This is a genomic window from Kribbella sandramycini, assembly GCF_013131805.1.
Classification (GTDB): Bacteria; Actinomycetota; Actinomycetes; order Propionibacteriales; family Kribbellaceae; genus Kribbella; species Kribbella sandramycini.
Genome location: NZ_JABJRC010000009.1, coordinates 51,131 through 75,423 on the forward strand (window position 1 = coordinate 51,131; position 24,293 = coordinate 75,423).

Annotated in this window: 10 protein-coding genes; 9 read left to right on the forward strand and 1 reads right to left on the reverse strand. The window is 68.9% G+C overall.

Features of this window, described 5'->3' with window-relative positions; translation table 11 throughout:
- Nucleotides 1-32: 32 nt before the first annotated feature.
- The 7 genes from HPO96_RS30390 to HPO96_RS30420 all read left to right on the forward strand — a co-directional run bounded on the left by HPO96_RS30390 (nucleotide 33) and on the right by HPO96_RS30420 (nucleotide 21,051).
- Nucleotides 33-707 (forward strand): transporter substrate-binding domain-containing protein, encoded by a 675-nt coding sequence (locus tag HPO96_RS30390; RefSeq protein WP_171677822.1) that lies wholly within the window; start codon nucleotides 33-35, stop codon nucleotides 705-707.
- Between the two features lie 61 nt (nucleotides 708-768).
- A complete protein-coding gene (locus HPO96_RS30395) occupies nucleotides 769-4,071 on the forward strand; it encodes a S8 family serine peptidase (protein WP_171677823.1) in 3,303 nt (1,100 codons plus the stop codon).
- Nucleotides 4,072-4,274: 203 nt separating this feature from the next.
- Nucleotides 4,275-7,598 (forward strand): S8 family serine peptidase, encoded by a 3,324-nt coding sequence (locus HPO96_RS30400; protein ID WP_171677824.1) that lies wholly within the window; start codon nucleotides 4,275-4,277, stop codon nucleotides 7,596-7,598.
- A gap of 113 nt (nucleotides 7,599-7,711) precedes the next feature.
- Nucleotides 7,712-11,044, forward strand: coding sequence for a S8 family serine peptidase (locus tag HPO96_RS30405; RefSeq protein ID WP_171677825.1), 3,333 nt, complete (start codon nucleotides 7,712-7,714; stop codon nucleotides 11,042-11,044).
- A 74-nt stretch (nucleotides 11,045-11,118) separates the two neighbouring features.
- Complete coding sequence (locus HPO96_RS30410) at nucleotides 11,119-14,460, forward strand: S8 family peptidase (protein WP_171677826.1); 3,342 nt, start codon at nucleotides 11,119-11,121, stop codon at nucleotides 14,458-14,460.
- 84 nt (nucleotides 14,461-14,544) lie between these two features.
- Entirely contained in the window at nucleotides 14,545-17,745 is a 3,201-nt protein-coding gene (locus HPO96_RS30415; RefSeq protein ID WP_171677827.1) for a S8 family serine peptidase, read from the forward strand.
- 66 nt (nucleotides 17,746-17,811) lie between these two features.
- On the forward strand, nucleotides 17,812-21,051 hold the full coding sequence (locus tag HPO96_RS30420; RefSeq protein ID WP_171677828.1) for a S8 family serine peptidase: 3,240 nt from the start codon (nucleotides 17,812-17,814) through the stop codon (nucleotides 21,049-21,051).
- A gap of 51 nt (nucleotides 21,052-21,102) precedes the next feature.
- Here HPO96_RS30420 and HPO96_RS30425 read toward each other — a convergent pair whose 3' ends face one another.
- Nucleotides 21,103-22,095 carry a malate dehydrogenase gene (locus HPO96_RS30425; RefSeq protein WP_171677829.1) on the reverse strand — a complete coding sequence of 331 codons (993 nt, stop codon included), beginning with the start codon at nucleotides 22,093-22,095 and terminating at the stop codon, nucleotides 21,103-21,105.
- A gap of 190 nt (nucleotides 22,096-22,285) precedes the next feature.
- Here HPO96_RS30425 and HPO96_RS30430 point away from each other — a divergent pair, with 190 nt between their 5' ends.
- Complete coding sequence (locus HPO96_RS30430; protein ID WP_171677830.1) at nucleotides 22,286-23,410, forward strand: glycerophosphodiester phosphodiesterase; 1,125 nt, start codon at nucleotides 22,286-22,288, stop codon at nucleotides 23,408-23,410.
- Nucleotides 23,411-23,429: 19 nt separating this feature from the next.
- Nucleotides 23,430-24,236 carry a fused MFS/spermidine synthase gene (locus tag HPO96_RS30435; protein ID WP_171677831.1) on the forward strand — a complete coding sequence of 269 codons (807 nt, stop codon included), beginning with the start codon at nucleotides 23,430-23,432 and terminating at the stop codon, nucleotides 24,234-24,236.
- Nucleotides 24,237-24,293: the final 57 nt, after the last annotated feature.

Consider the following 24,293-nt stretch of genomic DNA (forward strand, 5'->3'; position numbering starts at 1 on the left):
CCTTTCAAAACACTGGTGAGTAAGGTCGCGACATGACGAATGTCCGCGCGGATCTGGCCCCCACCGGCGTCCTGCGAGCCGCCGTCAACCTGGGGAACCCGGTCCTCGCGCACGGGACGCCGGCCGCCCCGGGCGGGGTCACCGTCGACATCGCCCGCGAGCTCGGCCGGCGCCTCGGCGTACCGGTCGAGCTCGTCTGTTTCGATGCCGCCCGCAAATCCTTCGACGCCATCGTCACCGGCGCGGCCGACTTGTGTTTCCTCGCGATCGACCCGGCCCGGGCCGACCAGGTCGCGTTCACCGAGCCGTACGTCGTGATCGAGGGCGTGTACGTCGTCCCCGCCGAGTCGGTGCTGACCACGGTCGCGGACGTCGACGCCCCCGGCGTCCGGATCGGGGTGAAAGCCGGTTCGGCGTACGACCTGCATCTCAGCCGGACCGTCCAGCACGCGACCGTCGTCCGGGGCGAGGAAGGCGTCGATGTGTTCCGCGCCGAGGGGCTCGAGGTGGGTGCGGGGATCCGGGAGCCGGTGACGGAGTTCGTCGCGGCCCAGCCGGGGTTCCGGTTGATCGAGGAGCCGTTCATGGAGATCCGGCAGGCCGTCGGCACGCCGCAGAACCGGCAGCCGGAGACGATCGCGTTCCTGCGCGCGACCGTCGCGGAGCTGGTCGAATCCGGGTTCGTTTCGAGGTCGCTCGAAGGGTGATGCAACCTCCTTCGGGGTTCGCGACATTCCACGGTCGAGGACAACCGAAAGGGGACCCATCGTGGGATCCGCTCCACGATCGAGATGGCTCGGCGTCGTCGCCGCCGTCTCGATCGCGACCTTTGGCCTACCGGCCGCGGCCCAGGCCGCCCCGGCGCCGACACCGACGCGCGCCGGCAAACTCAGCGGTCAGGTCACGCTGCTCACCGGCGACCGCGTCACGCTCACCGAAGGCCGGGTCGCGATCGACCCCGGCCCCGGCCGCGAGCAGATCCGGTTCACGACGCGGATCGTCAAGGACCGGGTCGAGGTGCTGCCGGCCGACGTGACCAAGCAGCTCGCCGCCGGCCGGCTCGATCCGCAGCTGTTCGACGTCGCCGCGCTGATCAAAGCCGGTTACGACGACCGGAAGAGCTCGTCGATCCCGGTCATCGTCACCTACAACGGCAAGGCCAAGTCGCGCGCGGCCGCCGCGGGCGCAACCGTCACCCGGCAGTTGCCGGTCGTCAACGGCGCCGCGCTCAAGGTCGACAAGAAGAACGCGGCCGCCTTCCTGGCCGATACGACGACGGCCCGCTCCGCCGCCGGCGTCCAGAAGGTCTGGCTCGACGGCAAGCGCAAGGTCTCGCTGGACGAGTCCGTCCCCCAGATCGGCGCCCCCGCCGCCTGGCAAGCCGGCTACACCGGCAAGGGCGTATCCGTCGCCGTCCTGGACAGCGGAATCGACACCGAGCATCCCGACCTGGCGACGCAGGTCGCCGCTGCGCAGGACTTCACCGGCACCGGAGCCGGCGATCGCAACGGCCACGGCACGCACGTCGCCTCGACCATCGCCGGCACGGCGGCGGCCTCGGCCGGCAAGTACAAGGGCGTCGCGCCGGAGGCCAAGCTCTACGACGGCAAGGTGTGCGACGAGTACGGCGACTGCGCCCTCTCGTCGATCATCGCCGGGATGGAGTGGGCCGCGACCGAGGTGAAGGCGAAGGTCGTCAACCTCAGCCTGGGCGGCCGCGACACGCCGGGGATCGACCCGGTCGAGGAGGCCGTCAACCGGCTCACCGAACAGACCGGCACGCTGTTCGTGATTGCTGCCGGCAACTGGGGCCCGGACGCCGGCACGGTCGACACGCCGGGCAGCGCAGACTCCGCCCTCACCGTCGGCTCGGTCAACCGGCAGGACCAGCTCTCGGCTTTCTCCGGGCGCGGCCCGCGACTCGGCGACGGCGGTCTCAAACCTGATGTGACCGCGCCCGGCGCCGGCATCGTCGCCGCAAAGGCGAGCGAGTCGAAAATCGGCTTCCCCGTCGGCGATCGGTACCTGCAGCTCAGCGGCACCTCGATGGCTACCCCGCACGTCGCCGGTGCTGCCGCCATCCTCGCCCAGCAACACCCCGACTGGGACGCCGAGGCGCTCAAGGGCGCGCTGATGGGCGCAGCCAAGAGCATCGCCGGGCAGACCCGATTCGACCAGGGCGCCGGTCGCGTCGACGTCGCGAAAGCCGTGCAGCAGCAGGTGGGCGCTTCGCCCGGCAGCCTGTTCTTCGGCCTGGTCGAGTACCCACATGACGACGACAAGCCGATCACCAAGCCGTTGTCCTATCGCAACAGCGGCAAGCAGCCGGTCACGCTGCAGCTCGACGCCGCCCTGACCGCGCCGGACGGCAAGCCCGCACCGGCCGGATCACTCGAGCTCAGCACCCGAAGCGTCACCGTGCCCGCCGGTGGAACCGCGGTCGTGCAGGTCACGATCGACACCAACAGCGACGGCCCGACCGGCGCCTACGCCGGCCAGGTGACCGCCACCGCCAACGGCGTCGCGATCACCACGGCACTCGGGGTGAACAAGCAGCTTGAGCACTACACGATCACCACTGACGTCGTCGACCCGGACGGCAAACAAGGCACTTTCGAGAGTTTGATGACGTACAACGTCAAGACCGGCGAATCGACGGACATGTTCTGGCCCGAGCCCGGTCCGGTTCAGCTCCGGCTGCCGAAGGGTGAGTATCTGCTCTACTCGACGCAGTTCATCCCGAACCCGGAGGACCCCGAGGCCCTCGGACGTAGTTTCACCATGGTCCAGCCACGACTGGACCTGACCGGGGACAGCACGGTGACCTTCGACAGCCGAAAGGCGAAGAAGGTCACGGTTGCCGCCCCGCACGCCGAGGCCAAGATCCAGCGGGCGACCGTCGGCTATGAACGTAAGGAGACACCTGGCGCCGAAAGCAGCCTGACGGTGATGTCGCAGTATCACAGCTACGACGCCGTCTACACCGGTCAGGTCGGGCCGTCGGCGCAGCCCGGGGCGATGACCGGGTTCCTCGCGGCGGGCTGGGTGCCGCCAGGTCCAGCCGGCGACTTCCGGAATCCGCCGTACGTCCACAACCATTTCGATACCTTCCCCGGGGGGTTCCCGACCGGTTTCGACCGGGCGCTGCGAGAACAGGACTTCGCCACGATCGAGGTCCCGATCCACCAGGCCGGTGACCGCAAGACCCGGGTCGGCGCGTTCGGAATGGCGCCTGGGATGAGGTGGACCTTCGGGGCGCAACCGGAGTTCGACCAGGGTCGGACCGCACGACTGCTGGTCGCCGGGCAAGGCGCCGTGTGGATGCGGCAACTCGAGGAGCTCGACCCCGCCGATCCGAGTTTCGCGGCGACCATACTGTGGTCGAGGCATCGCCCGTACCAGGCGGGCAAGACGTACCGGGAGCCGATGAACGCCGCTGCCTTCACGACCGCGCCGGTCTGGGCCTTCCGCGATCGTGACGTGCTGAACCTCTTGGACCACACCCTGATGGATGCCAACGGCAACAAAGGTGAGACGTATCGGGACACCAGCAGCAGCCGGCTGCTCCGCAACGGCAAGCTGATCGCGGAGTCGATCTACGGCGACGCGTACATCGACGGGCTGCCGCCGGAGCGGGCGACGTACACGCTGGAGAGCACGATGACCCGGAAGTCCTGGTCGTCGTTCAGCACCCGGACGGATCGGAAGTGGACGTTCACCTCCGCGGCGACCGATCGTAAGGCGCTGTTGCCGGCGGTCGGGATCCGTTACCGGCCGAAGGTCGGGGTCGACAATGTGGCTGAGCGGACGCCGGTGACGGTGCTCCCGATCGCGCTGGAGGCGCAGCGGGACGGGGTGCTGCCGAAGATCCGGAGTGTGTCGACTCAGATTTCGGGCAATGCCGGAAAGACGTGGTCGAAGGCAACGGTGACCGCGGACGGACGGGGCGGCTACCGGGCAACTTTCGTGACCCCGAAGGGCGCCGCGGCCGTTTCACTGAAGACGAAAATCGTCGACGAATCCGGGTTCGTCACCGAAGAAACGACGTACGAGGCGTATCCGCTGCGGTAATCCGTCGTCCAGGCCGCCCGTTCACCCGGTATACCAAGGGTGAACGGGCGGTCACTGTTTTTGCAGCTTCCTGCCATGTCCTCCGGTTCGTGCAACTGAATGGGCTAGACCGGACATCTACCGGTAGTGGCCCATCGGCTCCGTTCCGTGAGGGAGGGCGGATGGGCTCGTCGTGAGGACAACCGAAACGGGAGGGACTCATCGTGGTATCAACACCACGATCGAGGCGGATCGGCGTTGCCGCCGTCGCCTCGATCGCCGCCCTGGGGATCGGCCTATCCGGCCTGGCCCAGGCAACAGCCGCCCAACCCGGGCCTGCCCGGGCCGGCAAGGCGCAGGTCGGTAAGACCGCGCAGCCGGCCACCGTCACACTCGTCACCGGCGACCGCGTCATCGTGCGCGCCGACGGCCGTGCGACCGTGCAGCCTGGTAAGGGGCGCGAACACGTCAAATTCAAGACCTACAAGGTCAAGGACCATCTGTACGTCGTGCCGTCCGACGTCTTCGGGCAGCTCGCGAGCGGCCGGCTGGACCGGCGGCTCTTCGACGTCACCGGCCTGATCAAGGCCAAGTACGACGACAAGTCGGCCAAGACCATCCCGGTGATCGTCACCTATGCAGGTAAGGCGAAACAGCGGGCTGCCGCGCCCGGGGCGACGGTGACCCGCCAGCTGCCGGTCGTCAACGGCGCGGCGCTCAAGGTCGACAAGGCCAAGGCGGCCGAGTTCCTGACCGGCTCCGCGGCGCGGTCGGCGGCCGGGATCGACAAGATCTGGCTCGACGGCAAACGCGAGCTGTTCCTCGACAAGTCCGTCCCGCAGATCGGCGCGCCGACCGCGTGGGCAGCCGGCTTCACCGGCAAGGACGTGAAGGTCGCCGTCCTCGACACCGGTGTCGACGACGCGCACCCGGACCTGGCGACGCAGGTCGCGGAGGCCAAGACCTTCATCGAGGAGCCGGTCGGTGACACCGACGGCCACGGCACGCACGTGTCGTCGACGATCCTGGGCACCGGCGCGGCGTCCGGCGGTAAGTACAAGGGCGTCGCTCCGGACGCGAAGCTGTACAGCGGCAAGGTCTGCGGCGCCTTCGACTGCCCGGAGTCGAGCATCCTCGCCGGGATGGAGTGGGCGGCCAACGAGGTGAAGGCCAAGGTGGTCAACCTCAGTCTGGGCGGTCAGGACACTCCGGAGATCGACCCGCTCGAAGCGGCCGTCAACCAGCTGACCGAGCAGACCGGCACGCTCTTCGTGATCGCCGCGGGCAACTCCGGCCTGCGGGGCCCTGGCTCGATCGGCTCGCCGGGGAGCGCGGAGGCCGCGCTGACCGTCGGCGCCGTCGACAAGCAGGACAAGCTGGCCTACTTCTCCAGCCTCGGCCCGCGCGTCGGCGACGGCGGCGTCAAGCCGGACGTGACCGCGCCCGGCGTCGACATCGTGGCTGCCCGCTCCAAGGACAGCGCCCTGCCGGGTGACAAGTACTTCAGCGCCTCCGGTACGTCGATGGCGACCCCGCACACCGTGGGCGCCGCGGCGATCCTGGCCCAGCAGCACCCGGAGTGGAAGGCCGCCGAGCTCAAGGCGGCCCTGATGGCCTCCGCCAAGCCGGCTCCGGAGTTGGGTGTCTTCCAGCAGGGCACCGGTCGCATCGACGTCGCCAAGGGCATCAAGCAGACCGTCGTCACCGACCCGGGCACCGTCTCGTTCGGCACGGCGATCTGGCCGCACGACGATGACACCCCGGTCACCAAGACGCTGACCTACCGCAACCTCGGCAGCCAGACCGTCACGCTGAACCTGGCCGCCACCTTCACCGACCCGGCCGGCAACCCGGCCCCGGCGGGCGCATTCGCGCTGAGCGCGAACTCGGTCACCGTTCCGGCCGGCGGCACCGCCTCGGTGCAGGTCACCTCGAACACCAAGCACAACGGCCCCGACGGCGCCTACTCCGGCCGCGTGACCGCGACCGGCGGTGACGCCACGGTCATCTCCGGCCTCGGCGTCAACAAGGAGGTCGAGAGCTACAACTACACGCTCAAGGCGCTCGACCGCCAGGGCAAGCCCGCCGAGGCGTTCGGCAGCCTGTTCGGCCCGACCGGTTTCGTCTTCCTGGAGGTCCCCGCCGACGGCGCGACCGTCCGGTTGCCGAAGGGCTCGTACGTCGCCGACACCTCGCAGTACGAGGGTGACCCGGAGGACCCGGCGAGCTTCAAGTCCTACTCGCTCGTCGAGCCGGGTGTGAAGCTGACCAAGGACGTCACGTCGGTGCACGATGCCCGGAAGGCCAAGCCGCTCGAGGTGGCCGTAGCCGAATCCGGCGTCGAGTCGGTGCTCGCGACGTACGGCTTCGTCTGGACGCCGTCCGGTGGGCAAGGCAGTCTGGATGCGACCTACCTCGGCCAGAACTACGACGGCGCCTACACCGCGCAGGTCGGGCCGGCGTTGCCGCCGGAGCAGATGACCGGCTACGTGTCGTCGCAGTGGGCCAAGCCGGGCGCGGACGGCCGGTTCCGCAACTCTCCGGTCTTCTACGGCCAGATGGACCCGACTCCCGGTGCCTTCCCGACCGGGCTCGCCCGCGCCGTGAAGGGTAAGGAGCTCGCCCAGCTCGACCAGCATGTCAACGTGAACAGCGACCGGCTGCTGGAGCGGGTGGCGTACGCCGCCGCGCCGAACCTCGGCGGCGGCTGGGGCGCCATCCTGGAGTACGACCAGCCGACCGCACTCAAGGCGTTCGTCGACGACAAGCCGGCCACCTGGAGCACAGGCTTCAGCGAGGTCGTCCCGAGCGCCGACCCGGAGAACCCGTTCCCGGACCTGATCACCGACGTGCAGTCGCCGTTCAAGGGCTACCAGGCCCGGAAGAAGTACGACGAGCGGTTCCACGGCGCCGCGTTCTCGACCGCGCCGAACCTGGTGATCCGGGACCAGGACTACCTGCTCGTGCTGGCCAACAGCCTGCTCGACGGCGACGGCAACGCGGGCTTCACCCGGTCCGACTCCGGATCGTCGAAGCTGCTGCGCAACGGCGAGCTGATCGGCGAGTTCGAGGGCTTCGGCAACGCCGAGGCGTTCGACCTGCCGGCCGGCAAGGCGACCTACCAGCTGCAGACCACGCAGTCCCGGGAGTCGATCTCCTCGCTCAGCACGCGGACCGACCTGACCTACACGTTCACGTCGGCCGCCACCGACAAGGAGACGCCGATCCCGATCGCCGGCCTGCAGTACTCGCCGAAGGTCGACGACCACAACGTCGCCGACCGGACGCCGGTCACCGTGCTGCCGATCACCCTGGTCGCCCAGCGTGGCGTCAAGGTCCCGGCGGTCAAGAAGCTGGAGCTCCAGGTCTCCGGCGACGACGGCAAGACCTGGCACAAGGCCGCGGTCGCCCCGTCCGGCAAGGGCGCCTACAAGGCGATCTTCGGCACCCCCAAGGGCGCGAAGACCATCTCCCTGAAGGCCCACCTGGTAGATGCCCAGGGCAACATCACCGATCAGACCACGATCGGCGCCTACCCCCTGCGCTAGTACCCGATGAAATCGGCCTGCCCTGGCAACTTACTGCCAGGGCAGGCCCTTCCCTCAACCTTCGGCACCCCGAGTCGCTTTACCCATGCAGACCACCACATGGGAGGACTCACGTGCCATCTACCGCCCGATCCAGGCAGGCAGGCGCCGTCGCCGTTGCTGCGCTCGCGATCCTGACCGCCGGACTGAGTGCGCCGGCGCAGGCCGCGCCACCGAAGCCGCCGCGAGCGGAGTCGCCGACCAAACATCAGGTCACTCTGATCACCGGAGACCGTGTCTTACTGGACGACGGTGGTCGCGGCCTGGCCGTTGTCGAGCCGGGGCCGGGACGCCGCCAGATCGCTTTCAACACCTACCGGGTCCGCGAGCGGCTGTACGTCGTCCCGTCGGATGTGCAGCCGGACGTCGCGAGCGGCCGGCTCGACCAGCGGCTCTTCGACGTCAACGGGTTGATCGCGGCACAGTACGACGACAAGTCGAGTCCCTCGATCCCGGTCATCGTCACCTACGCAGGTAGGGCGAAACAGCGCGCGGTACTACCGGGCGCCAAGGTTGCCCGGCAATTGCCGAGTGTGAACGGCACGGCGCTGCAGGTGCGCAAGACCGACGCCGGCAGCTTCCTGGCCGGTGTCGGTAAGGCTCGCTCGGCCGGCGCCGTGGCGAAGGTTTGGCTGGACGGGAAGCGCAAGCCGTCGCTCGACCTCTCGGTGCCGAAGATCGGCGCCCCCGAAGCCTGGAAGGCCGGCTTCACCGGTCAGGGGGTCAAGGTCGCCGTCCTGGACACCGGCATCGACAAGACCCACCCGGACCTGGCGACGCAGGTCGCCGGTACGCAGAACTTCACCGACGAGCCCGGCGCCGACAAGGTCGGCCACGGCACCCACGTCGCCTCGACGATCGCCGGGACCGGCGCGGCGTCCGGCGGCAAGTACAAGGGCGTCGCCCCGGACGCCAAGCTGTACGACGGCAAGGTGTGCGTCGTCGAGGGCTGTCCGGACTCGGCGATCCTGGCCGGGATGGAGTGGGCCGCCAAGGAGGTCAAGGCGGACGTGGTCAACCTCAGCCTGGGCGGCCCGGACACTCCGGAGATCGATCCGCTCGAAGCCGCGGTGAACCGGCTGTCGGCCGAGACCGGCGCGCTGTTCGTGATCGCCGCCGGCAACTCCGGCCCGACGAACGGAACGGTGGAGTCGCCCGGCAGCGCGGACGCCGCGCTGACGGTCGGCGCCCTGGACGAGTTCGACCAGTTGGCCGAGTTCTCCAGCCGTGGTCCGCGGATCGGCGACGCCGCTGTGAAACCGGACCTGATCGCACCAGGCGACGGAATCATTGCCGCCAAGGCCAAGGACGCGATCATCGGTCGGCCGGTCGGCGATCAGTACCTGGTGCTCAGCGGCACGTCGATGGCCACCCCGCATGCGGCCGGCGCCGCGGCGCTCCTGCGGCAACAGCATCCAGCCTGGCAGTCTGCCGAGCTGAAGAGCGCATTGACCGGAACGGCGAAAGCCACGGATGGGCAGACAGCGTTCCAAGAGGGCGCCGGCCTCGTCGACGTGGCGAAGGCGATCAAGCAGAACGTCGTCACCGAGCCCGGCGCGCTGTCGTTCGGTACGGCGTCCTGGCCGCACGACGACGACCAGCCGGTGACGAAACCGCTCACCTACCGCAACTTGGGCGACCAGCCGGTCACCCTGAACCTGGCCACCGACCTGAAAGGGCCGGACGGCAACCCCGCGCCGAGCAGCGCAATCGCACTGAGCGCCAACCAGGTCAGCGTGCCGGCGGGCGGCACCGCGACCGTCCAGGTCACCTCCGACACCAAACACGACGGACCGGACGGCCTGTACTCCGGCCGGGTCACCGCAACCGCCGCAGGCCTCACGCTCACCAGCCCGATCGGCATCGACCGTGAGGTGGAGAAGTACGTACTGACCTTGCGCGGCGTCGGGCCGGACGGCGAGCCGGTGGCGCCGCGCGGAATGCTCTACGAGATCGCCGACGACCAGTTGCACTTCTACGGCACCGGAAAGTCCGAGGTGAAGCTCCGGCTGCCCAAGGGCGAGCACATTCTGGACAACCGCCTGATCGTGCCCGACCCGAACAACCCGGCGAAGAGCTCGAACTATTGGACGGCGCAGCCGAGTCTGCAGCTGACCGAGGACACCACGATCGTCATCGACGCCCGCGCCGCGAAACCGCTCGAGGTCTCGGTGCCGAACCAGGAGGCCGAGCTCGCCACCGCGGTGCTGGGGTACGAACGCCCGCTGCCGGACTACAAGCTGTGGGCGCCGGCGGCGATTCTTCCAGGGATCGACAGCTTCTACACGCTGCACCTCGGCCCCGAACTCCCGACCGATCAGCTGTTCAGCTTTCTCAGCACACAGTGGGCCAAGCCGGACGCGTCCGGTGGATTCGACAACTCGCCGTTCAGCTATGCGCAGTTCCACAGCGACTACGGCCGGTTCCCGACCGGCGTCACCCGAAAGCTGCGGCAGCAGGACTTCGCGACGATCGAGCAGCAGGTCAACGCGGTCAGCGACCGGACGATCTGGCGGTCGGTCAACGCGCTGACTCCGGGCCGGCTGTCGTTGTGGACCCGCGCCTTCAGCAACAGTCAGCCGAGCTCGGCCAAGGTATTCGTGGAGGCGAAAGCCGCGCATTGGTCGACCAGCATCATCGAGCCGATGGATCTGAGTCAGGATCCTCACGGTCTCCCGTTCGGTTGGCACAGCTGGATCGACAGCCCGTACAAGGTCTACCAGCCCGGTAAGACCTATCGCGAACGCTTCAACGCGGCCGCCTTCGGGACCGGGCCGTCCGAGCCGATGTGGTCCGGCGACCTGATGCTGCTGTTCCTCGACCCGTTGGTGGACGCCGACGGTAACCGCGGCAACATGCTGGTCGACAGCGAGTCGGGCAAGCTCTTCCGCAACGGCGAGCTCGTCTACGAGGTCGACCGGTTCGGGTTCGTCGTCATGGACGGGCTGCCCAAGGAACCGACCCGCTACGTGTACGAGACCACGCAGTCGCGCCCGTCGCACTCCGCCCTCAGTACCCGTACGGACCTGCGTTTCGAGTTCACGTCCGCGCCCGGGGACGGCGAGAAGCGGATCCCGATGGTCGGCGTCGGCTACCGCCCGAAGGTCGACCAGCGCAACCGCGTCGACCGGACGCCGGTCACCGTGCTGCCGGTCTTCCTGACCGCCTCCCGGGATGTCAACGGCGTCGAGCAGCCGCTACCGAAGATCAAGAAGGTCGAGGTTCAGGTGTCCGGGGACGGCGGGAAGACGTGGCGGGCGGCGAAGGTGAGCGGGAGCAAGGGTGAGTATCGGGCGGTGTTCGCGACGCCGAAGGGGGCGCAGGATATCTCGCTGAGGGTTCATGTGGCCGATGCCGAAGGCAACACTACGGATCAGACCACGATTGGCGCATATCCCTTGAAATGAAGGGAAGTTGAGATCAACCTCTGTGTCCTTCGCGACGTCTGCCTGATCGACTTGTGCGTCGACTGGAAAGGTAGATGAGGTTGAACAGAAAACGAGTTGCGTTGGCGGGCGCCGCGGTCGTGGGGACCGCGGCGCTTGTCTCGACCGCGGCTTTGGCCGGCGGCGGTGCGCAGGCGGCCCAGCCGGCTGCCGCGGCCGCGAAGCCGGCGGTTGCGAAGCCGGAGCCGGCCAAGGTGGTCACGTTGATCACCGGTGACCGGGTCGTCGTCCGGCCGGGGCAGGCGCCAACGGTGACCGCGGGCAAGGGGCGGGCCGGGATGGTCTTCAAGACCAGCCGGGAGCGTGGCCGGCTGCGGGTGCTGCCGGTCGACGTGCTGGCCGCGGTCAAGTCGGGGCGCCTCGACCGCCGGTTCTTCGACGTCACCGGGCTGATCGAGATGGGGTACGACGACGCCCGGACGAAGGCGACGCCGGTGCTGTTGCCGGCGGCCGGCGTCCAGCTGCGCAGCACGTTGCCTGGGGCAACGATGCCGCGGCCGATCGGGACCTCCGGGCTGGCCGCGGCGACGGTCGACAAAGCCGCCGGCGGCGCGTTCTTCGCCAGTCTGAGCCGGGGGCTGCGCAGCCGGTCGGCGGGCACGATCTGGCTGGACGCCAAACGCCGTACGCAACTCGACAAGAGCGTTCCGCAGATCGGCGCGCCGGCGGCCTGGAAGGCCGGGTTCACCGGCAAGGGCGTGCCGGTGGCGGTGCTCGACAGCGGGATCGACGCCAACCACCCGGACTTCAAGGGCTTGGTTGTCGGCGGCAAGAACTTCACCAAGGACCCGGCCGGCGACCAACTCGGTCACGGCACCCATGTCGCCTCGACGATCGCCGGCTCCGGCGCCGCGTCGAAGGGTAAGTACAAGGGCGTCGCACCTGGCGCGCGGTTGCTCGACGGCAAGATCTGCGACGGCGAGGGCAGCTGCCCCGACTCCGCCATCCTGGCCGGGATGGAGTGGGCCGCGGTCGAGCAGAAGGCCCGGGTGATCAACATGAGCCTCGGGATCTACGACGAGCCGGGGCTCGACCCGATCGAGGCCGCACTCGATCGGCTGACGGCGAAGACCGGCGCGTTGTTCGTGGTCGCCGCCGGTAACGAGGGCCCCGACGGCCAGACCGTTCGCTCGCCCGGTACGGCGGTGTCCGCGCTGACCGTCGGCGCGGTCGACAAGCAGGACGCGCTGGCCGATCTCAGCAGCCGCGGCCCCCTGCTCGAAGGCGTCGGGATCAAACCTGACGTGATGGGCCCCGGCGTCGACATCGTCGCGGCCCGGGCGAAGGGCACGAACGAAGGCGAGCCGGTCGGCGAGAACTACGTGATGGCCAGCGGCACGTCGATGGCGACGCCGCACGTGGCCGGGGCGGCCGCGATCCTGGCCCAGCAGCATCCGAAGTGGAAGGCGGCGGAGCTGAAGGCCGCGCTGATGAGCACCGGCAAGGTGATCAAGGCCGCCACCGTGTTCGAGCAGGGCGCCGGCCGGATCGACGTCGCCCGCGCGATCACCGGCTCCGTCGTCTCGGTCCCCGGCAGCATCGACTTCGGCACGGCGCTCTGGCCGCACACCGACGACAAGCCGGTCGCCAAACAGCTCACCTATCGCAACCTCGGCGCGAAGGCGGTCACGCTGTCGCTGCAGGCCAGCTCGATCACCGGCAGCGCGGCGGGTCCGGAGAGCGCGTTCAAGCTCAGCGCCGCCAAGCTCACGGTCCCGGCCAACGGCACCGCGGCCGTGACGGTCACCTCCGACACGAACCACCGCGGGCCGGACGGCCTGTACTCCGGCCGGGTCGTCGCGACCGCGCCCGGTGTCAGCATCGGGACGCCGCTCGCCGTCGAGAAGGAGATCGAGAGCTACGACGTGTCCGTCCGGCACCTGATGCTCGACGGCAAGGGCACCGACAAGAACTTCACCCGGCTGTACTCGCTGACCAAACCGCTCGCGATCGACATCACCACCGACGCCAACGGCGCCGCGAAGGTCCGGATCCCGAAGGACAAGTACTTCGTCGAGTCGATCCTCGGGGACACCAGCACCCGCGTCTACCAGCTGATCTGGCCGAACCTGAGCATCGGCCGGGCGATGAAGCTGGACGTCGACGCCCGGAAGACCAAGCCGATCAAGGTGACGTTGCCGCGCAAGAACACCGCGCTGATCAAGGCGGAGTTCGAGTACCTCCGCAAGGGCGCGAACGATCTCGAGGTCGAGGGCGGGATGGAGGTCGAGGGCAACCCCGACAACCTCTGGGTCGGGTCCATGGGCGCGGCGGCCCCGCTCGACAAGTTCCACGTGACGAGCAACTCGCGCTGGGTGGTGCAGCGCAAACCCGGTGACAACCGGAACGCGCCGTACGACTACAACCTGGTCCAGAACCGCCGCGGCAGCTACTACACCGGCTACCGGCGCGTGGTGCGCGAATCCGACCTGGCGCGGATCGACTCCAAGTACGCCGCGGACGCGGTCGGCGGGCTGCTGTCGGACGAGCGGTTCGGCTGGGTCCCCGGCCTGGATCAGAGCACGGCCGGGATCAGCACGTTCTACAACGCTCCGGCGACCGCGACACACTTCGTCGAGATCAATGCCGGCACCGGCCCGATGCACTGGTACGGCGCGGCGACGTACAGCGTGATCGAGGGCGAGGAGGTCTACCTGCCGTTGATGCTGAACTCGACCGGGCCGAAGCTCAAGCCGGGCAGCCGATACGCCGAGCAGTGGGGCCGGTCGGTCGCGAACGCCGCACTCGACGCCGGGGACGGCGTGTATCGCCAGGGCAACGAGCTCGACGTGCTGGTCTTCCCGGTCTCGGATGCCGACGGCCATCTCGGGACGTCGCTGGCCGGCTCGGATTCCGAGACGACCAAGGTGTTCCACAACGGCAAGCTGCTGAACTGGTCCTCGGTCGCGGGGCAGATCAACATCCCGGCGGTGCCGGCCGCGAAGGCGGCGTACCGGATCGAGGTCTCGATCAAGCGCAGCAAGATGCAGCTGGCCACGCAGGTCGACCATGTCTGGAGCTTCGACTCGCAGGACACCGGCGATGTCAAGGAGATCCTGCCGCTGCGCGACGTCCACTTCACACCGGCGGTGGACCAGCAGAACGCGGTCGCCCGCACGGCGACCACCACGCTGCCGTTCCGGATCGTCAACGCGCAGAATGCGAAGCCGGCCGGGATCACCGCGGTCGCGGTCGATGTCTCCGGTGACGGCGGGAAGACCTGGCAGCGCACCGCCGTCACCAAGCTGGCCGACGGCAGCTACCAGGCCGTCGTCAAGACCCCAGCAGGTAAGACGATCTCGCTGCGGTCCTCGGTCAAGGACAGCGCCGGCATCGTCTCGGCGCAGAAGGTATTGCACGCCTATCGAATCCGCTGACCCGCGCAACCCCAGGTTTCGGTCACTGCGTATCGACACTGCAGAACCGACCGAGACCTGGGAGGGCCGACAGTGGCTCCGAAGATGAGAAAGCGGCCCGCGATCGCCGTACTGGCGGTCGCGGGCCTTGCTGTACCCGGCCTGCACGCTGAGGCCGCGCCGCCGCCGGCGGCTGGGCCGCAAGACGTGCGGGTCACGCTGATCAGCGGCGACACCGTGCGGCTGCATGGCGGCGATCCGGCCCGGCAGTCGATCGAACCCGGTCCCGGCCGGGAGCGCATCGGCTTCCAGGCCCACCGGACGAAGGACCATTCGTACGTGATCCCGGCGGACCTGACCAAGGCAGTCGCCGATGGCCGTCTGGACCGGCGCCTGTTCGACGTCAAAGGCCTGATCGCCGCCGGGTACGACGACGCGTCGACCACCGAGATCCCGGTCATCGCGACGTACCAGGGCAAGGCGAAACGCACCGTCCCGGCCAACGCCGAGGTCACCCGCCAGCTCGCCGCCGTGAAGGGCGCGGCGCTGCGCATCGACAAGCGCAAGGCCACCGCCGACCTCGGCTCGGCGACCAAGATCTGGCTCGACGGTAAGCGAGAGCTCAACCTGGAGCAGTCGGTGCCGCAGATCGGCGCACCGGCTGCCTGGCAGGCCGGGTTCACCGGTAAGGGCATCAAGGTCGCGGTCCTCGACACCGGGATCGACGCCACCCACCCCGATCTGGCCGGCCAGGTCGCAGGCGCGCGCGACTTCACCGACACCTCGGCCGACGACGCCGTTGGTCACGGCACCCACGTCGCGTCCACGATCGCCGGCACCGGTGCGGCGTCCGGCGGTAAGTACAAGGGCGTCGCCCCGGAGGCGAAGCTCTATGACGGCAAGGTCTGCGCCACCCGGAGCTGTCCGGAGTCGGCGATCCTGGCCGGGATGGAGTGGGCCGCGAACGAGGTCAAGGCCACGGTCGTCAACATCAGCCTGGGCGGTCCGGACGGGCCGGAGATCGACCCGCTGGAAGACGCCGTCAACCGGTTGACCGCGCAGACCGGCACGCTGTTCGTCATTTCCGCGGGCAACGAAGGTCCGAAGGCCAGGACGGTCGGCTCACCGGGGAGCGCGGACGCCGCACTGACGGTCGGCGCCGTCGACAAACAGGATGGGCCGACCCCTTTCTCCAGCCAGGGCCCGCGGGTGGGTGACCACGCGGTCAAACCGGATATCTCCGCACCCGGTGCCGGCATCGTCGCGGCCAAGGCCAAGAACGCGACGATCGGCCGGCCGGTCGGCGATCAGTACCTGAACCTCTCCGGTACGTCGATGGCCGCACCGCACACCGCGGGCGCAGCTGCCCTCCTCGCCCAGCAGCATCCGGCCTGGAAGGCGACCGAACTGAAGGGCGCGCTGATGGGCTCGGCCAAGCCGGCCGCCGACCAGACTGCCTTCCAGCAGGGTGCCGGGCGGGTCGATCTGACCACCGCGATCAAGCAGACCGTGATCGCCGAGCCGGGCAACATCTCCTTCGGCCAGGCGACCTATCCGCATACTGACGACGAACCCGTCACCAAGCCGGTGACCTATCGCAACCTCGGCGACCAGCCGATCACCCTCGACCTCGAAGCATCGTTCACCGGCCCGGACGGCAATCCCGCTCCGGCCGACGCCTTCCAGCTCAGCGCGACGTCCGTCACGATCCCAGCGGGCGGTACGGCTGCGGTCCAGGCGACCTCGAACACCAAGCACACCGGCCCGGACGGCCTCTACTCCGGCCGCATCACCGCAACCGGCGGCGGCCAGAAAGTCACCGTCGCAACCGGCGTCGACAAGGCTGCCGAGTCGTATCAGCTGACCATCCAGACGATCGCCCGCGACGGTAAACCGTCCGACGGTCCGTTGCTGCTGTTGGACCTCGCCACCGGGGAGATCTCGTACCCCGAGACGACCGGAACACTCGAGCTCACGCTGCCCAAGGGCGAGTACCTGATCGACCAGTTCCAGGAGTTCGAGCGCGGCCCGGAGGACTGGATCTTCTTCGAACTCGCTGCCCCACAGGTGAAACTCGACGCCGACCGGACGATCGTCCTCGACGCGCGACAAGCGAAGCCCGTCCTGACCTCCGCGCCGCGGGCCGGCGCGACGCAGGCCCAGTCCGTGATCGGGTACGACCGGAGGTTGACCGACCCCGACGAGTTGGGACTGGCTACGGGCCTGCTGAACTTCCGGCTCGGAACGGCGTACACGCTCAGCCTCGGCCCGAAGTTGCCGCCTGAGCAGCTGACCGGGTACGTGGCGTCGCAGTGGGCCCTCCCGGACGGTGCGGGTAGACACCGGAACACGCCGTACATTTACGCCCTGGCCGACTACCAGCCAGGGGAGTTCGTCACCGGATACAACCGGGTCCCCAAGCCGCAGGACTTCGCGATCATCGACTCCCCGATCCATCTGACCTCGGACCGGGAGGTGGGGCGCACGATCGTCCCGGTGTTGCCTGAGGTGTCCGGCGTCTGGGTGCGGGTGTTCCCCCTCGACGCGCCGCGCACGGTCCGGCAGTACGTCGACCGCGGTGCTCCGCAGTGGTTCGGCGAGGCGATCGATTTCGATGCCGACGACAACGTCGTCGGGTACACCGCGAGCTCGCCGAAGACGTATCAGCCAGGCCGGAACTACCACGAGCGCTGGCAGGCCGCTGCCTTCGGGCCGCGCGTCGCTGCGGCCACCCGGACCGCCGACAAACTGCAGTTGTTGATCGGGAATCGCGGTGACGCGGACGGCCGGTTCGGGAACCTCTGGTCCGACCAGGCGGTCAGCACGCTCCTCCGCGATGGGCAGGAGGTGACCAGCTCGCCGAGCTTCGGATACGCGGCGGCCACCGGACTGCCGGCGGCGAAGGCGACGTACAAGTTCGTGACGACCGGCACCCAGTCGCTGGCGGACTTCGCGACGAAGATCGAGTTGACGGCGACGTTCACCTCCAGCGCGCAGGACACCAAGCTGCCGATCAGCACGGTCCGTTTCCGGCCGGCGGTCGGGCTCGACAACAAGGTGGATCGGACGAAGGTGACCGAGTTGCCGGTGCTGGTGGACGGCGCGAAATCCGTGAAGTCGTTGAAGGTCCAGGTGTCGGGTGACGGCGCGACGTGGACCGAGGCGACGGTGCAGCGGACGGCCGCCGGGTATCGGGCCGTCTTCCCGACCCCGGCCGGGTCGAGTGTCGCGCTCAAGGCGCAAGTGGTCGACCGGGACGGAAACTCCACCGAACAAGCGGTGTTCGACGCCTATCGAATTCGCTGAGCCCTGCAACCCTTGGTCGCGACCGTTGCGTCTCGGCGGTAACCGAGACCTGGGGAGGGCCTGAAGATGGCTCCGAGTAGGAGAAGCAGACCCGCGATCGCCGCCGTGGCGGTCGCGGGTCTGGCGTTGAGTACGGTGAGTGGGCCGGCCGCGGCCGAGCCGGTCGCTGCCGAGCCTGGTGGCAGGTCAGTCAGCGTCACGCTGATCACGGGTGACCGCGTCGTTCTGCACGGCAAGCAGCCGACGATCGAGCGTGGGCCGGGGCGGGAGCGGATCGGCTTCCAGACCTACAGCGTGCGAGGGCACACGTACGTCATTCCCGGGGACGCCGTGAAGGCGATCGGCGCCGGGCGAGTGGACGAACGGCTCTTCGACATCACCGGCCTGATCGAGGCTGGGTACGACGACGCGTCGACCAAGGAGATCCCGATCCTGGCGACGTACCAGGGCAAGGGCAAGCGGTCGGCGCCTGCCGGTACGACGGTGACCCGGCAGCTGCCGGCGATCAACGGCGCCGCCCTGAAGGTGGACAAGAAGCAGGCGAAGCCGGCGTTGCTGACCGCCGCCGCGAAGGTCTGGCTGGACGGCAAACGCAAGGTCAGCCTGGACAAATCCGTCCCCCAGATCGGCGCCCCGGCCGCCTGGCAAGCGGGCTTCACCGGCAAGGACGTCAAGGTCGCGGTGCTGGACACCGGGATCGACAAGACCCACCCGGATCTGGTCACCCAAATTGCCGGTGGCAAGAACTTCACCGCGGAAGCGGACGGCGACCGGTACGGCCACGGTACCCATGTCGCGTCGACGATCGCCGGTACCGGCGCGGCGTCCGACGGCAAGTACAAGGGGGTCGCGCCCGAGGCACAGCTGTACGACGGCAAGGTCTGCAACGGGTCCGGTAGCTGCGCCGACTCCGCGATCCTTGCCGCGATGGACTGGGCAGCCAATGAGATCAAGGCGAATGTCGTCAACATCAGCCTCGGCGGACCCGACTTCCCCGAGCTCGATCCGCTCGAGGAGGCGATCAACCGGTTGACCGCGCAGACCGGGACACTGTTCGTGGTCGCGGCCGGTAACAGTGGGCCGCGGGCCGGGACGGTCGAGTCCCCGGGCAGCGCGGACGCGGCGCTGACCGTCGGAGCGGTCGACAAGGAGGAAGGTCTGGCGGACTTCTCCAGCATCGGTCCGCGGACCGGCGACGGAGCGCTCAAGCCGGACGTGACCGCGCCCGGCGTCGATATCATCGCCGCGAAGTCGAAGGACGGCTTCATGGGTGATCCGGTCGGTGACCACTACACCACCGCGTCCGGTACGTCGATGGCGACGCCGCACACCGCCGGCGCCGCGGCGTTGCTCGCACAGCAGCACCCGGCCTGGAAGGCGGCCGAGCTGAAGAGCGCGCTGCTGGGGTCGGCGAAGGAGATCGCCGGGCAGACCGGGTTCCAGCAGGGCGCCGGGCGGATCGATGTTGCCCAAGGCATCAAGCAGACCGTGCAGGCCGTCGAAGGCAGTCTGTCGTTCGGTTTGGCGGCATACCCGCACACCGACGACGAGCCGGTCACCAAGGCGCTCACCTATCGCAACAGCGGCGACCAGCCCATCACCCTGAAGCTGGACGGCAAGCTCACCGGGCCCGACGGTAAGGCCGCCCCGGCGGGCGCGCTTCGGCTCAGTGCCGAAACGCTGACCGTGCCCGCGAACGGAACGGCGTCCGTGCAGGTCACCTCGAACACCAAGCACACCGGCCCGGACGGGACGTACGCCGGCCGGATCACGGCGACCGACGGCGACCAGACCGTCGGTACGGCGCTCGGCGTCGACAAGGAGGTCGAGTCGTACACGTTGACCCTGGAGGCGATCGCCCGGGACGGGAAACCCTCCGACTGGCCGGTCGACCTGTTCTCGATCGAACGCGAAGAGCGCAAGTCGCTCGACACCTCGCGTGGCACGGTGCAGATCCGGCTGCCGAAGGGCAAGTACCTCCTGCGGCAATGGGCGGAGTTCGAGCGAGCGCCGGAGGACTGGGTCTCGATCCACTTGGTGGCTCCGCAGGTCGAGCTCGACACCGATCGCACGGTGGTTCTGGACGCGCGGACGGCCAAGGGCGTCACGACGAAGCTGCCGGACGCCGAGGCCGAGCAGACCGGCCAGCAGATCGGCTTCTTTCGGAGGCCGGCGTCGCCAGGCGGCCAGGGCTACTTCTACTCCGGCCCCAGCTACGGCCCGGACGGCCTCTTCACCGCCGGCATCGGACCGAAGCTGTCGGCTGACGAGTTCAGCGGACACCTGATCTCCGAGTGGGCGGTGCCCGGAGCAGACGGCCGCTTCGTGAACTCGCCGTACGTCTACCAGTTGGCGAAAACGCAGCCTGGCGAGTTCCCGACCGGCGACCAGCGCGTCGTCCGGCGTTCGGAGCTCGCGGTCGTCGATACGACGCTGCATGCGACGTCCGGCGCCCGGATCAATCGGTACACCTGGCCCGAGGTTCCGGGAGGGCGAGGCTCACTCTGGCTCAGCGGACTGAAGTTCGACACCCCGCGGACCGTTCGGTACTACTACGACGACCTGCCGGGTGGCTGGCTGGGAGCGGTGGAAGAGCAGGGCGGAGGACGTCCGCCCGAACTGATCTGGCGTTCGGATTCGGTCGACCCGGTGCGGTACCGGGCCGGCCGGACCTACCAGGATCGTTGGAACGCGGCGGCCTTCGGCCCACGAGCCTTCCACGCCAAGCGGACCGCCGACCGGATGTTGATCTGGATCGATCGGCTGGGCGACTCGGACGGCCGATTCGGCGGGGTTGTGGGTGGAACCGCGCAGACCGTCTTCTACCGGGACGGTCAGCAGATCGCGACCACGGGCGCCTTCGGCTCGGTCAATGTGTCCGGGTTGCCGGCTGGGGAGGCGACGTACAAGGTGGTCGCCACCGGTACCCAGTCGGTGCTGCCGTTCGCGAGCAAGGTTGATCTGACGGTGACCTTCACGTCGGCGGCGACCACGGTGCCGACCGATCTGCCGATCAGTACGGTGCGGTTCCAGCCGGTTGTGGATCTGCACAACAAGGTGGCGCGGACGGCGGTGACCGAGCTGCCGGTGGTGGTCGACGGCACAACGGCGGTGAAGTCGCTGAAGGTCCAGGTGTCGGGTGACGGGACGAAGTGGACGGAGGCGAAGGTGCAGCGGACGGCGAAGGGCTATCGGGCGAGCTTCGCGACGCCGGCCGGGCCGAGTGTCTCGTTGCGGGCGCAGCTCGTCGACAAGGCGGGGAACACCACCGAGCAGGCCGTGATCGCGGCGTACCTGCTCAAGTAACGCCGAAGGCCCCCGCGGAGTCGATCCGCGGGGGCCTTCGCAAGCGGTGAATCAGCCGAGCAGCTTGAGGGCCTTGACGGCCTCGCGCTCCTCGCCGAGCTCGGCGGTGGACGCGTCGATCCGGGCGCGCGAGAAGTCGTTGACCTCGAGGCCCTGGACGATCTCCCAGTCGCCGTCCTTGGTGGTCACCGGGAACGAGGAGATCAGGCCCTCCGGGACGCCGTACGAGCCGTCGGAGACGACCGCCATCGACAGCCAGTCGCCGTCGGCCGAGCCGCGCAGCCAGTCCCGGGTGTGGTCGATGGTGGCGGCCGCGGCGGAGGCGGCCGAGGACGCGCCCCGGGCCTCGATGATCGCGGCGCCGCGCTTCTGCACGGTCGGGATGAAGTCGTTCTCCAGCCAGTCCTGGTCGTTGACGACCTCGGCGGCGTTCTTACCGGCAACCTCGGCGTGGAAGATGTCCGGGTACTGCGTGGCGGAGTGGTTACCCCAGATCGTCAGTTTCTTCAGATCGGTGACGTGGACGCCGGTCTTGTTCGCCAGCTGGGCGAGCGCGCGGTTGTGGTCCAGCCGGGTCAGCGCGGAGAAGCGCTCGGCCGGGATGTCCGGCGCGTTGCTCTTGGCGATCAGCGCGTTGGTGTTGGCCGGGTTACCGGTGACGGTGATCCGGATGTCGTCGGCGGCGTGGTCGTTCAGCGCCTTGCCCTGGACGGTGAAGATCGCGCCGTTGGCCTCCAGCAGGTCACCGCGCTCCATACCCTTGGTCCGCGGCCGCGCGCCGACCAGCAGCGCGACGTTGGCGCCGTTGAAGATGACGTTCGGGTCGTCGCCGATCTCGATCCCGGCCAGCGTCGGGAAGGCCGAGTCCTGGAGCTCCATGACCACGCCCTCGAGCGACTTCAGCGCGGGGGTGATCTCCAGCAGCCGCAGCTCCACCGGGGTGTCCGGGCCGAGCAGCGCGCCGCTCGCGATCCGGAACAACAGGCTGTAGCCGATCTGACCAGCGGCGCCGGTTACGGCCACCTTCACCGGTGTATTGCTCACGACAGCTCCTATCTGTGCATTCTTGGTGCTTCGGACGCTAGCAACATCCACCGCGCGGCCCAACCCTGGGTCGCCCCCGACTTGCTCACACCCGGTCTCATCGTTCACCGTTCGGTCATCCGCCGTACGTCGCGGGTCTGCAGAGGTCGCCGAAGGTTCTCCCAGTCCCTGACTTGTAAGGAGTAACTCCATGAAGCGTTTGGTCCCGGTGGTGGTGTCCGCGCTCGCGGTCACCGCGACGGCCCTGGTTCCCCAGGTGCTCACCCAGAACCAGTCCCAGAGCCAGGCCCAGGTGAGCGGGGCGTCGCACCAGCGCGACGACTTCGTCATCGTCGGCCACCGGGGCGCGTCCGGGTACCGGCCCGAGCACACGCTGGCGTCGTACGAGCTGGCTGCCCGGATGGGCGCCGACTACATCGAGCCGGACCTGGTCACCACCAAGGACGGCGTCCTGGTCGCCCGGCACGAGCCGGAGATCGGCGGCACGACGGATGTCGCGAGCCGGCCCGAGTTCGCCAAGCGGAAGAAGACCAAGCAGCTCGACGGCGTCGCGACGACCGGCTGGTTCACGGAGGACTTCACGCTCAAGGAGCTGAAGACCCTGCGCGCGGCCGAGCGCATCCCGGCGATCCGGCAGCACAACACCGTGTTCAACGGCCGCTACCAGATCCCGACCCTGCAGGAGGTCATCGACCTCAGCAAGCGGCTCTCGAAGGAGCTCGGCCGTCCGGTCGGCATCTACCCCGAGACCAAGCACCCGACCTACTTCCAGCAGCAGGGTCTCGCGCTGGAGCCGGCCCTGGTGAAGACGCTGAACCGCAACGGCCTGAACCGGCCGGACGCGAAGGTCTTCGTCCAGTCGTTCGAGGTGGCGAACCTGAAGGCCCTGCACAAGCAGTTGCGGGTGCCGCTGGTCCAGCTGACCGACGCCGAGGGGCAGCCGTACGACTTCACGGTCGCGGGCGACAAGCGCACGTACGCCGATATCACCAGCCCCAAGGGCCTGCGTGAGGTGGCGCGCTACGCGTCCGGCCTCGGCCCGTACAAGGAGCAGGTCATCCCGTTCACCGCCGAGGGCAAGCTCGGCAAGCCGACCACGCTGGTCGCCGACGCGCACCGGGCCGGCCTGGTCGTGCACCCGTACACCTTCCGGATCGAGAACAACTTCCTCCCGGCGAACTTCGACAGCTCGGCTGTGCCGTTCGAGTCGGGCAACCTGTTCGGCGAGATCGCGGCCTACCGGGCGACCGGGATCGACGGCCTGTTCAGCGACAACCCCGACGTCGCGGTGGCGCAGGAGAAGGAAAGCAAGTAGGTGCTGCGAAGATAGGCGGGTGGAACGCAAGGTCGGCTCGGGGACGGCGACGGTCGAGGCGGAGGCCGACGGCACGTACGTGCTGCGGGTCGACGGCTCACTGCAGTCGCAGGTCGACCTCGCGGACCCCACCCACCTCTCGTTCGAGTACATGCGGCGGATCGCCGACGTGCTGGACGTGATCGCGCCGCGCAAGCAGCCGATCGCGGTCGCGCACGTCGGCGGCGCCGCGCTCAGCTTGCCGCGGTACGTCGCCGGCACCCGGCCGCGGTCGCGGCAGGTCGTCCTCGAACCCGACGAGGACCTGACCGAGTTCGTCCGGGAGACGCTGCCGCTGCCGAAGCGCTCCGGGATCAAGGTCCGCGGCGTGACCGGCCGCGCCGGTGTCACCGACCTCTACGAGGACTCGATGGACGTCCTGATCCTGGACGCGTTCGAGCGCGAAGCGGTCCCGGCGAGCCTGGTGACGAGTGAGTTCTTCGCCGAATGCGCCCGCGTCCTGCGGCCGACCGGCGTTCTGATCGCCAACCTGATCGACGGCACGGCCGGTCTGCCGTTCATCCGGCGGACGGCGGCCACCGTGCGGGCCACCCTCGGGGAGGGCGTCGTCCTGGCCGAGCGCAAGGTCCTCCGCGGCAAGGGCTTCGGCAACGTCATCCTGGTCGCCTCTCGGCACCCGCTCCCGGAGCTCGCCGCCGCCGGTCGCCGGGCCCAGCCGCCGTACGAGGTGCTCGCGCTGAGCGAGCTCGCTGGGAAGGCGGCCGTGCTCACCGACGGCGACGGATTCACGCCGCCCGCCGCGCCGCCGGGAACTTTTCGCGCCTGACCTCGGCACTTCGCGTAGCTGTTCGGCTACGGAGTGTGGTATGTAGATGACGGCTTC

Excerpts from the sequence above, each read along its gene's own strand:
- HPO96_RS30390 (WP_171677822.1), top strand. The coding sequence starts at position 33 with ATGACGAATGTCCGCGCGGATCTGGCCCCCACCGGCGTCCTGCGAGCC.
- HPO96_RS30410 (WP_171677826.1), top strand. The coding sequence starts at position 11,119 with ATGAGGTTGAACAGAAAACGAGTTGCGTTGGCGGGCGCCGCGGTCGTG.
- HPO96_RS30415 (WP_171677827.1), top strand. The coding sequence starts at position 14,545 with ATGAGAAAGCGGCCCGCGATCGCCGTACTGGCGGTCGCGGGCCTTGCT.
- HPO96_RS30420 (WP_171677828.1), top strand. The coding sequence starts at position 17,812 with ATGGCTCCGAGTAGGAGAAGCAGACCCGCGATCGCCGCCGTGGCGGTC.
- HPO96_RS30430 (WP_171677830.1), top strand. The coding sequence starts at position 22,286 with ATGAAGCGTTTGGTCCCGGTGGTGGTGTCCGCGCTCGCGGTCACCGCG.